11 protein-coding genes and 1 pseudogene are annotated in these 14,673 nt (G+C 55.5%); 10 read left to right on the forward strand and 2 right to left on the reverse strand.

Annotated features, from left to right (window positions below; genetic code table 11):
• Positions 1-150 precede the first annotated feature (150 nt).
• The 9 genes and pseudogenes from gshA (at position 151) to BG910_RS10110 (ending at position 11,056) form a co-directional block, all read left to right on the forward strand.
• Entirely contained in the window at positions 151-1,503 is a 1,353-nt protein-coding gene (gene gshA / locus BG910_RS10065; RefSeq protein WP_089036717.1) for a glutamate--cysteine ligase, read from the forward strand.
• A 267-nt stretch (positions 1,504-1,770) separates the two neighbouring features.
• Positions 1,771-4,584 (forward strand): DNA gyrase subunit A, encoded by a 2,814-nt coding sequence (gene gyrA, locus BG910_RS10070; protein WP_089036718.1) that lies wholly within the window; start codon positions 1,771-1,773, stop codon positions 4,582-4,584.
• A gap of 375 nt (positions 4,585-4,959) precedes the next feature.
• Positions 4,960-5,235, forward strand: a complete 276-nt coding sequence (locus tag BG910_RS10075) for an ACT domain-containing protein (RefSeq protein ID WP_089036719.1) — start codon at positions 4,960-4,962, stop codon at positions 5,233-5,235.
• Between the two features lie 16 nt (positions 5,236-5,251).
• Entirely contained in the window at positions 5,252-6,610 is a 1,359-nt protein-coding gene (locus BG910_RS10080; RefSeq protein WP_089036720.1) for a PFL family protein, read from the forward strand.
• A gap of 163 nt (positions 6,611-6,773) precedes the next feature.
• A complete protein-coding gene (gene ettA / locus BG910_RS10085) occupies positions 6,774-8,450 on the forward strand; it encodes an energy-dependent translational throttle protein EttA (protein ID WP_089036721.1) in 1,677 nt (558 codons plus the stop codon).
• 252 nt (positions 8,451-8,702) lie between these two features.
• Positions 8,703-8,891 (forward strand): annotated as a pseudogene (locus BG910_RS13085) (type IIL restriction-modification enzyme MmeI); the annotation flags it as partial.
• A gap of 256 nt (positions 8,892-9,147) precedes the next feature.
• Positions 9,148-9,696: a LysR substrate-binding domain-containing protein gene (locus BG910_RS10100; protein WP_089036723.1), complete on the forward strand. Its 549-nt coding sequence runs from the start codon at positions 9,148-9,150 to the stop codon at positions 9,694-9,696.
• A gap of 297 nt (positions 9,697-9,993) precedes the next feature.
• Positions 9,994-10,410 carry a hypothetical protein gene (locus BG910_RS10105; protein WP_089036724.1) on the forward strand — a complete coding sequence of 139 codons (417 nt, stop codon included), beginning with the start codon at positions 9,994-9,996 and terminating at the stop codon, positions 10,408-10,410.
• Positions 10,411-10,543: 133 nt separating this feature from the next.
• On the forward strand, positions 10,544-11,056 hold the full coding sequence (locus BG910_RS10110) for a cytochrome b (protein ID WP_089036725.1): 513 nt from the start codon (positions 10,544-10,546) through the stop codon (positions 11,054-11,056).
• Between the two features lie 132 nt (positions 11,057-11,188).
• Here the strand turns inward: BG910_RS10110 and BG910_RS10115 are convergent, their stop codons facing one another.
• The gene (locus BG910_RS10115) at positions 11,189-11,932 is read right to left on the reverse strand and encodes a pseudouridine synthase (protein ID WP_089036726.1); all 744 of its coding nucleotides are present in this window, start codon (positions 11,930-11,932) and stop codon (positions 11,189-11,191) included.
• A 193-nt stretch (positions 11,933-12,125) separates the two neighbouring features.
• Between BG910_RS10115 and BG910_RS13245 the strand changes: the two genes are divergently transcribed.
• Positions 12,126-12,905 carry an SbmA/BacA-like family transporter gene (locus tag BG910_RS13245; RefSeq protein ID WP_232462199.1) on the forward strand — a complete coding sequence of 260 codons (780 nt, stop codon included), beginning with the start codon at positions 12,126-12,128 and terminating at the stop codon, positions 12,903-12,905.
• A gap of 114 nt (positions 12,906-13,019) precedes the next feature.
• Here the strand turns inward: BG910_RS13245 and guaA are convergent, their stop codons facing one another.
• Entirely contained in the window at positions 13,020-14,585 is a 1,566-nt protein-coding gene (guaA, locus tag BG910_RS10125; protein WP_089036728.1) for a glutamine-hydrolyzing GMP synthase, read from the reverse strand.
• Between the last annotated feature and the right edge of the window lie 88 nt (positions 14,586-14,673).

The raw sequence follows: 14,673 nt of genomic DNA on the forward strand, positions 1-14,673 counted from the left end.
TTGACAATATATGCTGTTTGAAATGATAAAAATTAGACATTTTGTAGAATTTCAGACGGCCTGATGCCGTTTGTAAGCCAAACGGCTACTTGTCGGAATATAGAGAAAAGCACTATCATGCCGCCATTCGTTTTCTGAAAGGACAATACGATGAAATTGGCAGTAATCGCGCCGGAGCATGCCGGAGAGATTCGGGAATTTGAAAAAGTTATTTTGGGCAACTACGCGAAAATCGAAGCATGGTTCCGCGAGCAATGGAAGACGCACCGCCCGCCGTTTTACGGCTCGGTCGACATCCGCAACGCGGGTTACAAAATGGCTTCCATCGATATGAATCTGTTCCCCGGCGGCTTCAACAATCTGAACCCCAATTTCATCCCGCTGGCGGCGGTCGCAGCGCAGGATGCCGTCCAGCGCGCCTGCGAATCGGCAAAATCGGTGTTGATTGTGCCGGAAAACCATACCCGCAACACGTTTTACCTGCAAAACGTGTTTGCTTTGAGCGGGATTCTGCGTTCGGCGGGTTATGAAGTGCGCTTGGGCAGCCTGAACCCCGAAATTACCGGGCCGACCGAATTGGAAACGGCGCTGGGGGATAAAATCCTTCTTGAGCCGCTGTTGCGCACCCGCGATCGCGTGCATTTGGCTGACGGCTTTTCGCCGTGTGTCGTGTTGTTAAACAACGACTTGTCGGCGGGTGTGCCCGAGATTTTGAAAGGCGTGGAACAAACTGTACTTCCCCCGCTACACGGCGGTTGGACAACCCGCCGCAAAACCGCGCATTTCACAGCTTACGACCAAGTTGCCTCTGAGTTCGCCGAATTAATCGGCATCGACGAGTGGCAGATTAATCCCTATTTTGAAAAAATCGGCGGCTTGGATTTTCAAGAACGCGAGGGCGAGGAGGCTTTGGCTGAAGCGGTGGAGCGGATGCTGGCGAAAATTCAGGCCAAATATGACGAAAAAGGCATCACCGATAAGCCGTTTGTGATTGTCAAAGCCGATGCGGGCACTTACGGTATGGGCGTGATGAGCGTGAAATCCGCCGATGAAGTGCGCGGTTTGAACCGCAAAAACCGCAACAAAATGGCGAAAGTCAAAGAAGGCTTGGAAGTCAGCGAAGTCATTGTTCAGGAAGGGATTTATACCTACGAAACGCTGGGCGGCGCGGTGTCCGAACCTGTGGTTTATATGATGGACCGTTTTGTCATCGGCGGCTTTTACCGCGTTCACGAAGGACGCGGTGCGGATGAAAACCTCAACGCCGGCGGCATGGTGTTTGTGCCGCTGTCCAACAGCATTCCGACCGGCAACGGCGACGACGCGCCCGAATCCCCTGAAGCTTGCAAACGCGTGTTCGAGCAATGGGATTCGCTGGGTATGCCGCGTTCCGACCAAGACTGCGACATCGACAACCAACACAACCGCCTCTACGTTTACGGCGTGATGGCGCGGCTGTCGCTGTTGGCGGCATCGCTGGAATTGGAACAAACCGCAGCTTGAGGCCGTCTGAAAAAGAAAAATCAGTTCGCTGAAATCGGCTTGAATGCCGTCTGAATGCTCCAACGTTGCTCAGCAACCGGGTTTTCAGACGGCATTTGGTTTAGACGGCAGGTGGGGGCAAAGTCTCAGGCCGTCTGAAGTCTCCCCGACACCGACCGTTTTCAGACGGCCTTCCCGTATCCCGACCACCCGTCGGCGAAATAGCCCGCAAGGGCAGTCTTATGCTAAAATACACGCTTATTTTTGCCACCGGAAATTCAGAATATTATGACCGACGCAACAGTCCGCAACGACCACAAATTCGCGCTTGAAACCTTGCCCGTCAGCCTCGAAGACGAAATGCGCAAAAGCTACCTCGATTACGCCATGAGCGTGATTGTCGGCCGCGCGCTGCCCGATGTGCGCGACGGCCTGAAGCCTGTGCACCGCCGCGTGCTCTATGCCATGCACGAGCTGAAAAACAACTGGAATTCGGCGTATAAAAAATCCGCCCGTATCGTCGGCGACGTCATCGGTAAATACCACCCGCACGGCGACAGTGCCGTTTACGACACCATCGTGCGCATGGCGCAGGATTTTTCGCTGCGCTATATGCTGGTCGACGGCCAGGGCAACTTCGGCTCGGTGGACGGCGACGGCGCGGCGGCGATGCGTTACACCGAAATCCGCATGGCGAAAATCGCCCACGAAATGCTGGCCGACATCGAAGAAGAAACGGTCAATTTCGGCCCCAACTACGACGGCAGCGAACACGAGCCGCTGGTGCTGCCCACGCGTTTTCCCGCGCTGCTGATTAACGGTTCGTCCGGCATCGCCGTGGGCATGGCCACCAACATCCCGCCGCACAACCTGACCGACACCGTCAATGCCTGCCTGCAACTTTTAGACGACCCCGAAACCGGCATCGACGCGCTGATCAACACCATCCAAGCCCCCGATTTCCCCACCGGCGCCACCATCTACGGCCTCGGCGGCGTGCGCGAGGGCTACAAAACCGGCCGTGGCCGCGTTGTCATGCGCGGTAAAACCCACATTGAGCCCATCGGCAAAAACGGCGAACGCGAAGCCATCATCATCGACGAAATCCCCTATCAGGTAAACAAAGCCAAGCTGGTCGAAAAAATCGGCGAACTCGTGCGCGACAAAGTGTTGGAAGGCATTTCCGATCTGCGCGACGAATCCGACAAATCGGGTATGCGCGTTGTCATCGAGCTGAAACGCAATGAAAACGCCGAAGTCGTTTTAAACCAACTCTATAAGCTCACCCAGCTGCAAGACAGCTTCGGCATCAACATGGTTGCGCTGGTCGACGGCCAGCCGCGCCTGCTGAACCTCAAACAGATTCTCGCCGAATTCCTGCGCCACCGCCGAGAAGTCGTTACCCGCCGCACCCTGTTCCGCCTGAAAAAAGCGCGCCACGAAGGCCATATCGCCGAAGGCAAAGCCGTCGCCCTGTCGAACATCGACGAAATGATTCAGCTTATCAAAGAATCCGCCGACGCGCCCGAAGCCAAAGAAAAACTGCTCGCCCGCCCGTGGCAGTCCGGATTGGTGGGCGAAATGCTCTCGCGCACCGATTTGGACATGCAGATGGCGCGCCCCGAAGGGCTGTCTGAAGGATTGGGGCTGCAAAACGGCGGCTATTTCCTCAGCGAGCTGCAAGCCGACGCCATCCTGCGCATGAGCCTGCGCAATCTGACCGGTCTCGACCAAGACACCATCGTCAACGACTACAAAACCATCATGGCGCAGATTATCGATTTCTTGGACATTCTCGCCAAACCCGAGCGCATCACCGCCATCATCCGCGAAGAATTGGAAGAAATCAAAACCAACTTCGGCGACGAGCGTCGCAGCGAAATCAACCCCTTCGGCGGCGACATTGCCGACGAAGACCTGATTCCCCCGCGCGAAATGGTGGTAACGCTTACTCACGGCGGCTACATCAAAATCCAGCCTACCACCGACTACCAAGCCCAGCGGCGCGGCGGCCGCGGCAAACAGGCCGCCGCCACCAAAGACGAAGACTTCATCGAAACCCTGTTCGTCGCCAACACGCATGACTATCTCATGTGCTTCACCAACTTCGGCAAGTGCCATTGGATCAAGGTGTACAAACTGCCCGAAGGCGGCCGCAACTCGCGCGGACGCCCGATTAACAACGTCATCCAGCTCGACGAAGGCGAAAAAGTCAGCGCCATTCTCGCCGTGCGCGAGTTCCCCGAAGACCAATACGTCTTCTTCGCCACCGCACAGGGCATGGTGAAAAAAGTCCAACTTTCCGCCTTTAAAAACGTGCGCGCACAAGGCATCAAAGCCATCGCCCTCAAAGAAGGAGATGCCCTCGTCGGCGTGGCACAAACCGGAGGCGCAGACGACATCATGCTGTTTTCCAACCTCGGCAAAGCCATCCGCTTCAACGAATACTGGGAAAAATCCGGCAGCGACGAAGCCGAAGACGCCGAAACCGAAAACGACGAAGAACTTTCAGACGGTCTGTCTGAAAACGAAGACGACAGCAGCGAAGCTGCCGTCATCAGCGGCAAACACGGCGTGCGCCCGAGCGGACGCGGCAGCGGCGGCCTGCGCGGTATGAGGCTGCCCGCCGACGGCCGCATCGTCAGCCTGATCACCTTCGCGCCCGAGTGCGAACAGGGCAAACTGCAAGTGCTCACCGCTACCGCCAACGGCTACGGCAAGCGTACCCCGATTGCCGATTACAGCCGAAAAAACAAAGGCGGACAAGGTAATATCGCCATCAACACCGGCGAGCGCAACGGCGATTTGGTCGCCGCCACCCTCGTGTCCGACAGCGATGACGTGATGCTGATCACCAGCGGCGGCGTACTCATCCGTACCAAAGTCGAACAAATCCGCGAAACCGGCCGCGCCGCCGCCGGCGTGCGCCTGATCAACCTCGACGAAGGCGAAACCCTCGTCGGCCTCGAGCGCGTCGCCGAGCAGGAAGAGGATGGGACGGCAGAAGGCGCGGAAATTGTGGAAAACGCAGAAACCGGTGCTGAATCAGCCGCCGATGCCGTGCTGCCTGAAAATCCGGAAGCGGGCGATACAGAGGCGTAAGGCTGTATTTCTGATTTCCCGATAAAAGGCCGTCTGAAAAAGTTTTACTGCGTGTGCAGGCTTTTTCAGGCGGCCTTTTATTACACCTGAATTGTCAACAATCAGCCTTGAGGCCGTCTGAAAATGCTATAATTCCCCGCGTGATTATAGTGAAATAAAATAAGAAAGATACAAGGTGGCAAGGCGCAGACAGTACGGGCAGTACGGGACAGATGAACTTGGCGCTTCAGCGCCTTAGCGAATCGTCCTTTTTGAGCCCGGCCGCAGCCAACGAAGTAGATTTTTTATTTTAATTCACTATATTTTTCAGACGGCCTGAAGTTTTCTCTTCCCAACCGCCTGATTCTAAAAACCAACCTCGATAAGGATTTCGCAATGAGCAGCAATTCAGTCGTTACCGTCATCGGCAAAGACCGTGTCGGCATTGTTTATGATGTTTCAAAAATTCTGGCGGAAAATCAGATCAATATCGTCAACATCAGCCAGCAGTTGATGGATGATTTTTTTACCATGATCATTTTGGTCGATACGTCGAAATGTCCGAAGTCGCGGCAGGAGGTTTTGGATCTGCTGGCTGAAGAGGGCAAGAAACTCGCGCTCGACATCCGTCTGCAAAATGAAGAAATTTTCCGTGCCATGCACCGTATTTGATGAGGCTGTCTGAAAAATGAGCATTCAATCCAACGAGATTTTAGAAACCGTCAAAATGGTGTCCGACCAGAATTTTGACGTGCGCACCATTACCATCGGCATTGATCTGCACGACTGCATCAGCCGCGATATTGACGAGTTAAACCGCAATATTTTCAATAAAATCACCACCGTAGGCAAAGACTTGGTGGCAACGGCGAAACACCTTTCCGCCAAATACGGTGTACCGATTGTCAACCAGCGCATTTCGGTGACTCCGATTGCGCAGATTGCAGCGGCCACGGGTGCGGATTCGTATGTGAGCGTGGCGCAGACTTTGGACAAAGCCGCAAAAGCCATCGGCGTGTCGTTTATCGGCGGCTTTTCCGCGCTGGTGCAGAAAGGCATGTCGCCTGCCGACGAAATCCTGATCCGCTCGATTCCCGAGGCAATGAAAACTACCGACATCGTGTGCAGTTCCATCAACATCGGCAGCACGCGCGCGGGCATTAATATGGACGCGGTACGGCTCGCGGGCGGGACCATCAAGAAAACGGCAGAAATCACGCCCGAGGGCTTCGGTTGCGCGAAAATTGTCGTCTTCTGCAACGCCGTGGAAGACAATCCCTTTATGGCGGGTGCGTTTCACGGCTCGGGTGAGGCCGATGCCGTCATCAACGTTGGTGTTTCCGGCCCGGGGGTGGTTCAGGCTGCGCTGCAAAACTGTGCGGAAAGCGACGATTTGACGCAAATCGCCGAAGTTGTAAAGAAAACCGCGTTTAAAATTACCCGCGTCGGCGAGTTAATCGGCCACGAAGCGGCGAAAATGCTCGGCATTCCGTTCGGTATTCTCGACCTTTCGCTCGCGCCTACGCCCGCCGTCGGCGATTCCGTCGCCCGCATCCTCGAATCCATGGGCTTGAGCGTCTGCGGCACGCACGGCACCACCGCCGCGCTGGCGCTGTTGAACGACGCCGTGAAAAAGGGCGGCATGATGGCTTCTTCTGCCGTCGGCGGCTTAAGCGGTGCGTTTATCCCCGTTTCCGAAGACGAAGGTATGATTGCCGCCGCCGAATCGGGCATCCTCACGTTGGATAAACTCGAGGCCATGACTGCCGTCTGCTCCGTCGGTTTGGACATGATTGCCGTGCCGGGCGACACTTCCGCCGCCACCGTTTCGGGCATCATCGCCGACGAAGCCGCCATCGGCATGATCAACAGCAAAACCACCGCTGTGCGCATCATTCCGGTAACCGGCAAAGGCGTGGGTGAAAGCGTCGAATTCGGCGGCCTCTTGGGCTACGCACCGATTATGCCGGTGAAAGCAGGCAGCTGCGAAGTTTTCGTCAAACGCGGCGGGCGCATCCCCGCGCCGGTGCAGTCGATGAAAAACTGATTGTTTTGAAACGAGATACAGGCCGTCTGAAAATCCGGTTGCCGGGCGCAGCCGGTGTTTTCAGACGGCCTTTTGTGTTTGCCTGTGCACAAAATTCAAGCTGTCCCAAACCCAGTTTTCAGTTAGAATCAGCTCGTTTGAGAACTGTTTTGAGAGTGAAGAAATGAGCCAACAATACGTCTATTCCATGCTGCGCGTGAGCAAAACCGTGCCGCCGCAGAAAACCATCATCAAAGACATTTCCCTGTCGTTCTTCCCCGGCGCGAAAATCGGCCTGCTCGGCCTGAACGGCGCGGGCAAGTCCACCGTGCTGCGCATTATGGCGGGCGTGGACAAGGAATTCGAAGGCGAAGCCGTGCCGATGAGCGGCATCAAAATCGGCTACCTGCCGCAGGAGCCGCAGCTCGACCCCGAAAAAACCGTGCGCGAAGAAGTGGAAAGCGGTTTGGGCGAAGTGGCCGCCGCGCAGAAACGCTTGGAAGAAGTGTATGCCGAATACGCCAATCCCGATGCCGATTTCGACGCGCTGGCCGAAGAACAAGGCCGTTTGGAAGCCATCATCGCGGCCGGTTCGTCCACTGGCGGCGGTGCCGAACACGAATTGGAAATCGCCGCCGACGCGCTGCGCCTGCCCGATTGGGACACCAAAATCGGCGTGCTCTCGGGCGGCGAAAAACGCCGAGTGGCCTTGTGCAAACTCCTGTTGAGCAAGCCCGATATGCTGCTCTTGGACGAGCCGACCAACCATTTGGACGCGGAAAGCGTGGAATGGCTGGAGCAATTCCTCGTGCGCTTCCCCGGCACCGTCGTCGCCGTAACGCACGACCGCTATTTCCTCGACAACGCCGCCGAATGGATTTTGGAACTCGACCGCGGCCACGGCATCCCGTGGAAAGGCAACTATTCTTCATGGCTGGAACAGAAAGAGCAGCGTTTGGCCAATGAAGCCAAATCCGAAGCCGTCCGCATCAAAGCCATGAAACAGGAGCTGGAATGGGTGCGCCAAAACGCCAAAGGCCGCCAAGCCAAATCCAAAGCGCGTTTGGCGCGTTTCGAAGAAATGAGCAACTACGAATACCAAAAACGCAACGAAACGCAGGAAATCTTCATCCCCGTGGCCGAGCGTTTGGGTAACGAAGTGATTGAATTCGTGAACGTTTCCAAATCGTTCGGCGACAAAGTGCTGATTGACGATTTGAGCTTCAAAGTACCCGCAGGCGCGATTGTCGGCATCATCGGCCCCAACGGCGCGGGTAAATCGACGCTCTTCAAAATGATTGCCGGCAAAGAGCAGCCCGACAGCGGCGAAGTGAAAATCGGCCAAACCGTCAAAATGTCGCTCATCGACCAAAGCCGCGACGGCCTGCAAAACGACAAAACCGTGTTCGACAACATCGCCGAAGGCCGCGACATTTTGCAGGTCGGCCAGTTCGAAATCCCCGCCCGCGCCTACCTCGGCCGCTTCAATTTCAAAGGCAGCGACCAAAGCAAAATCGCCGGCAACCTCTCCGGCGGCGAACGCGGCCGCCTGCACCTGGCCAAAACCCTGCTTTCCGGCGGCAACGTGCTGCTGCTCGACGAACCGTCCAACGACCTCGACGTCGAAACCCTGCGCGCCCTCGAAGACGCCCTGCTCGAATTCGCCGGCAGCGTGATGGTCATCTCGCACGACCGCTGGTTCCTCGACCGCATCGCCACCCACATTCTTGCCGCAGAAGGCGACAGTAAATGGGTGTTCTTCGACGGCAACTACCAAGAATACGAAGCCGACAAAAAACGCCGCCTCGGCGAAGAAGGCGCGAAACCGAAACGGATTAAATACAAGCCGGTAACGCGTTGATTTGCTGATTGAGCAGCACAAAGCAGGCCGTCTGAAAAAGCAAACCCGCTTTTCAGGCAGCCTGACAACCGATAAAGGCCGTCTGAAAACGACGGGCCATTTCAGCCCGTCCCGTTTTTCACAGACCGCTTTTCAGACGGCCTAAACCAGATAGGCCGTCTGAAAAAACAAAGGCTGTTACACCGCGCGGTAACAGCCTTTCACACCGCCGCATAAGCCAACCCCTTTAAAATAAAACCAACATTCCCGCCCATGAACGCCATCGAAATCGAAGCCGCCGTCTCCAAGCTTTTTGCCCAGCCTTTCGACCACGCAGAATTTCCCTATGCCTTTCTCGAAGCCTTCGGCAACAAAGCCACCACCATCAAACGCCTGCGTTCGGGGGAGACCAACAAATCCGATATAGGCGGCGTGCTGCAAACCAAAAACATCCACCTAGCCGTCGCCGGCGAGGGAGAAACCGCCTCCGTGCTCTCGGCGCTGAAAGCAAGCCCGGCCACCGCAGTCGCCGTCGGGCAGCTGGTGAAAAGTTTGGAAGAATATATCGGCGAACTGCTGTTTGTACGGCAGACAGGCGGACGGGCGCGTTTGGTGCCGTCTGAAAACGCCCTGCGTGCGCTGCCCGACATTCAAAGCGGTTTCGATCGTCTGGCCGCAGGTTTGGAATCTCTGAAAAAAAACCGTCGATACAGCCATATTGAACCTTACTGCCAGCCCTGCCTTTGCCGCCAAATGGTTGCTGCCGCGTCTGGAAGATTTTCACAACCGTCATCCCGACCTCGACGTGCTGCTCAACACCAGCGCACAAAGTCTCAACCTTCCCGCAGAACGCATCGGCATCCGCTACGGCAAAGGCGGCTGGCCGGGGCTGACTGCCGAAAAATGGCTGGACGAAACCCTCTTTCCCGTCTGCTCGCCACATTTTTTGAACACCCACTCCGTCAGCAGTCCTGCCGACCTGCTCAATCTGCCGCTGATTCACGACATCTCTATGCCGTCTGAAAGCGGATTTCTCGGCTGGAACGATTGGTTCGCAACTGCCCGCAGCGTGATGGCCGAAGACGACCTGCGTGCAGGGCGGCTGGTCAGGCTGTTTCCCGAAACCGGATGTCTCAGCGCGCTGACTTACTATCTCGTTTACCGTCCGAACTCGGCAGCGTCGAAAAAAATCCGTGCATTTCGAGAATGGATGTTGGAGCAGGCAGCACCGTTTCAGACGGCCCAAATGCCGCCTCATGCCGTCTGAAAAACACAATGCCTGTCTGAAAACTGGCTGCTGAGCGGAGTCGAAGCATCAGACAGGCATTTCCCGTTCCTGCCAAACATTCCCGATTTCTTGGCACGAAACCGCCGAAATTGAAAACTTTCAGACGGCTTTATTCCGCTCACCGATTGTAAAAAGGCTGCGGAAACGGCCGGTGTAATTGAAGAAGTCTTGCGGTTTTGGCATAATATACCGTTTGTTTCGGGCGGGCGGCGCGGTGCCGTATCGTGTTTTTTTGCGCCCTGTTGCTTTTGGCGGCGGCAGTTTTTGGAGAATAAAATGCGCACATTTCTAGGCGTTTGTTTTTTGATTATCGGCGGCTGGGCGGTCAGCGTGGCAGATACGGTGGCTTTTCTGGATTTTATGCCTGAAAGCCGTCATTTTCTGTATGGCGCGCCGGCGTTGGTGGCGCTGGTGTTTATTGGTTTGGGGCTGCTTTGCATGAGAAGCCGCAGAGGATTTGCGCTGGGTGTAACGCTGTTTTTGGCTTCATTGTCTGTTTGGCTGACAGCAGCAGGCTATTCGGCTTTGCACGACCGTGCGCCTTTCAGCCGTTTGATACCGCCGAATTTTGATGAGTCGGTTGCCGACACGGGTTTTGGTTTTATGCTGCTGGCCGTTCAAACTGTTATCGCAGTTGCATTGATCGTGAAATTCAGAAAAGCAGCGGTCAAAGCGAAAACAGTAGCTGCTTGATGAAGCAGAATAAACAGTTTAAGCGTGCAAAAGGCCGTCTGAAAAAGAAAATTTTCAGACGGCCTTTGCCATTTTTTCAGCGCTCTGGATTATAATACGCAGCCCACGAAAACAATCTGTCAAGGAACACATCATGCAGGATAATCCACAATCCTACGGTACTGTCAGCCGTCTGTTTCACTGGCTGATGGCGGCCATGTTTGCCTTTATGTCGGTCAGCGCGTATCTTTTTACCGTTGACGACGAATATTTTTCACTGATGCCGTATCACAAAGCAACCGGCTTTTTCTTGGCGGTTTTAGTGGTATTGCGTTTGCTGTGGGCGCTGAAAAACGCTGCCCGCCGCCCGCATGGCAGCCTGATTGTCAAACTCGGCCATGCCGCTTTGTATGCGCTGATGATTGCCGTTCCCTTTATCGGCCTGATCCGCCAATACGGCGGCGGCCGCGGGCCGTTGGAAATCGGTGGTGTTACTGTTTTCCCTGCTGCGCCTGAAAAAATCCAATGGATGAGCGAGCTGGGCAACCATTGGCACGGCTTGCTCGGCTGGGCATTATTTGCGCTGGTTGCCGGGCATATCTTGATGGCGGTTGTCCATCAGCTCAAAGGCGAAAAAATCCTCAACCGTATGGCCGGCCCGCGTTAAGCGTTGCCAACGATAAAGGCCGTCTGAAAACTTCGACTTTGCTCAGCATAAACACTTTAGTGACTGAGGCTCAGTTCAAAGTTTTCAGACGGCCTTTTTGCATTTGAAACATTTAAAACGCTTCTTTTAAGCTCAAAACCGCTCGTCCGTGCGCAGATAGCGCCATTTGCCGGGCGGCAGTCTGCCCAGTTTGACCCGCCCCATGCGGATGCGTTTGAGGCCGACGACACGCAGGCCGATGAGTTCGCACATGCGGCGGATTTGGCGTTTTTTGCCCTGTTTCAACACAAAACGCAGTTGGTCTTCGTTTTGCCATTCCACTTTGGCGGGTCGCAGCTTTTCGCCGTCGAGGCTTAAGCCGTGGTTGAGCAGGGCGAGGCCTTTGTCATCGAGCCTGCCGCGCACGCGCACGAGGTATTCTTTTTCGCAACCGCTGTTTTCGCCGATCAGCTGTTTGGCGGTGCGCCCGTCTTGGGTCAGCACCAGCAGGCCGACCGAATCGATGTCCAAGCGGCCGGCAGGGGCGAGACCGAATTTGTGTTTTTCGCTGAACGTGATGCGGCTGTCGTCGCCTTCCCAGCGGTTTTCCGGCGTGATGAGTTCGGCGGCGGATTTGTAGCCTTTTTCGGCCTGCGCGCTGACGTAGCCGACGGGCTTGTTGAGCAGGATGGTTACGCGCGCGGCCTGCGATTCGTGCGCCTGTTTGTCGAGGTCGATGCGGTCGTTTTCGCTGACTTTCTGGCCTAGGATGGCGGTTTGGCCGTTGACTCTGACCCAGCCTTTTTCGATGTAGCTGTCGGCTTCACGGCGCGAGCAGAGGCCGAGTTGCGCCATGCGTTTGGAGAGGCGTTGCGGTTCTTGGTTGTTTGGCTGCATGGTGGTCTGCTTGAAAAAGAATGCCGGAATTATAGCATTTCTGCTTTCAGACGGCCTGTTGCCGCCTGATTTTGGCCGTCTGAAAAAAATAATGTGGAAAACGGAATTGTTGCCGGCTCTCTGAATGAAAAGTATATAATTCTTTCCAAATATCATTCTCATTTCCGGGTTTTCAGATTAGAGCAATAACATATTGACGATTCTCAAGCAATTCAAATGGTTTCTTAAAGATTACTGGTGGCGCAAAGACAATATGCTGTCTTGGCTGGTTTTGACGGTATTGGTGGCGCTGGGCTTCGGCGTGGTCGAGATCAATGTGCGGATCAACGAATGGAGCAAGTCGTTTTACGATACGCTGGAGGCGTTTCAGGCGGATAAGCTGTATGTGTTGATTCAGGAATATTTGGTATATGTCGCCATTTTCGTGGTGGCGGCGGTGTACCGCAGCTGGTTGCGCAAGCTGTTGATTATCCGTTGGCGTTCGCACCTGACCGAGCGGCTGCTGGGCGACTGGCTTCAGAAGCGGGCGTTTTACCGCATCGCGCTGAAGCAGACCACGGACAACCCCGACCAGCGTATCGCCGAAGACGTGAATATTTTTGTCTCGCGCACCATCGAGCTGTTTATTTCACTGCTGACCAATTTGGTGCAGCTGTATTCGTTTATCGCGATTTTGTGGGAACTGTCGGGTACGCATACCTTCAACATCATGGGGCACGACATCACCATTACCGGCTATCTGGTATGGATTGCCTGCGACGGCGCGCCCTTTTCCTTGATTCTTTCGCAGACGGCGCGTATTTCCTGCTCGGATATTTCAGACAACCGCCTGCGGCCGAAATCTTTGCCGATGTACCGTCTGAAAATTTCCTGCCGCAAAGTCCGCGTACTGTCGGCAAAATCCGCCTGGTCGATGTACCGGACAAACCAAGATTCAAACGTTTCACCCGTTCGAGCCACTCGAATACCCTAAATATTTTTTAATTGATAAATACCAATAGAGACCAATAGATACAACAAAGCCCTGTAAAAACAGGGCTTTTGGTGATATTTTTAATTAATACAGACGCATGAATACCATAAGATATTATTCCCACTCAATCGTGGCGGGCGGTTTGCCGCTGACGTCGTACACGACACGGTTGATGCCTTTGACTTCGTTGATGATGCGGTTGGATACGCGGCCGAGCAGGGAATACGGGAGTTCGGCCCAATGCGCGGTCATGAAGTCGCTGGTGATGACTGCACGCAGGGCGACGACGTAGTCGTAGGTGCGGCCGTCGCCCATGACGCCGACGGATTTGACGGGCAGGAACACGGCGAAGGCTTGGCTGGTGAGGTCGTACCATGATGTGCCGTTGTTGTCGGCGGTGTTGCGCAGTTCTTGGATGAAGATGTCGTCGGCCTGGCGCAGGAGGTCGGCGTATTCTTTTTTGACTTCGCCGAGGATGCGCACGCCGAGGCCGGGGCCGGGGAAGGGGTGGCGGTAGACCATTTCGCGCGGCAGGCCGAGGGCGACGCCGAGTTCGCGCACTTCGTCTTTGAACAGGTCGCGCAGCGGCTCGAGCAGTTGCAGGTTCATGTTTTCAGGCAGGCCTCCGACATTATGATGCGATTTGATGGCGTGGGCTTTTTTGGTTTTTGCGCCCGCGCTTTCGATGACGTCGGGGTAAATCGTGCCTTGCGCGAGCCATTTGGCGTTGACGCGTTTTTTGGCTTCGGCGTCAAAGACTTCGACGAATTCGGCACCGATGATCTTGCGTTTTTTCTCGGGGTCGGTTTCGCCGGCGAGTTTGCCCATGAATTGTTCGGTGGCATCGACATGGATGACGCGCACGCCGAGGTTGCGGGCGAACATGTCCATCACCATTTTGCCTTCATTCAGGCGCAACAGGCCGTGGTCGACGAAGACGCAGGTGAGCTGGTCGCCGATGGCGCGGTGGATGAGCGCGGCGGCCACGGAGCTGTCCACGCCGCCTGAAAGCCCGAGGATGACTTCGTCGCTACCGACCTGTTCGCGGATTTTGGCGACGGCTTCGTCGATGTAGTTGGGCATGGTCCAGCTGGGTTTTGCGCCGCAGATGTCGAGCACGAAGCGGTTCAGCAGGGCGCGGCCTTGTTTGGTGTGGGTGACTTCGGGGTGGAACTGGATGCCGTAAAACTGTTTTTCGGCGTGTTCCATCATGGCAATCGGGCAGGACGGGGTGTCGCCGATGACGACGAAGCCTTCAGGTAGCCTGCTCACTTTGTCGCCGTGGCTCATCCAAACGTCAAGCGTGTTCGGCTGGCCGTCCGAAAGGCCGCGCGTGAGTTTGCAGTCGATGGTTTGGACCTGCGCGTAACCGAATTCGCGCTGGTTGCCCGCCTGCACTTCGCCGCCGAGATGGTGCGCCATAAACTGCATGCCGTAGCAGATGCCGAGCACGGGCACGCCCAAGTCGAACAATCCCGTATCGGCCTGGTATTCGGAGTCGTACACGGAATTGGGGCCGCCGGAGAGGATGATGCCTTTGGGGTTGAAGGCTTTGATGTCGGCCAGCGGCATGTCGTAGGGGTGCAGTTCGCAGTAAACATGCACCTCGCGCACGCGGCGGGCGATGAGCTGGGTAACTTGGGAGCCGAAGTCGAGGATGAGGATTTTGTCTTGGGTCATGATGGTCGGTTTCGGGTTGGATGACGGGGCAGCCTTCTGGCCGGAAACAATGGAAAAGGCCGTCTGAAAAAACGGCGCTATTGTACCA

The organism is Neisseria chenwenguii (genome assembly GCF_002216145.1).
GTDB classification, from domain to species: Bacteria; Pseudomonadota; Gammaproteobacteria; order Burkholderiales; family Neisseriaceae; genus Neisseria; species Neisseria chenwenguii.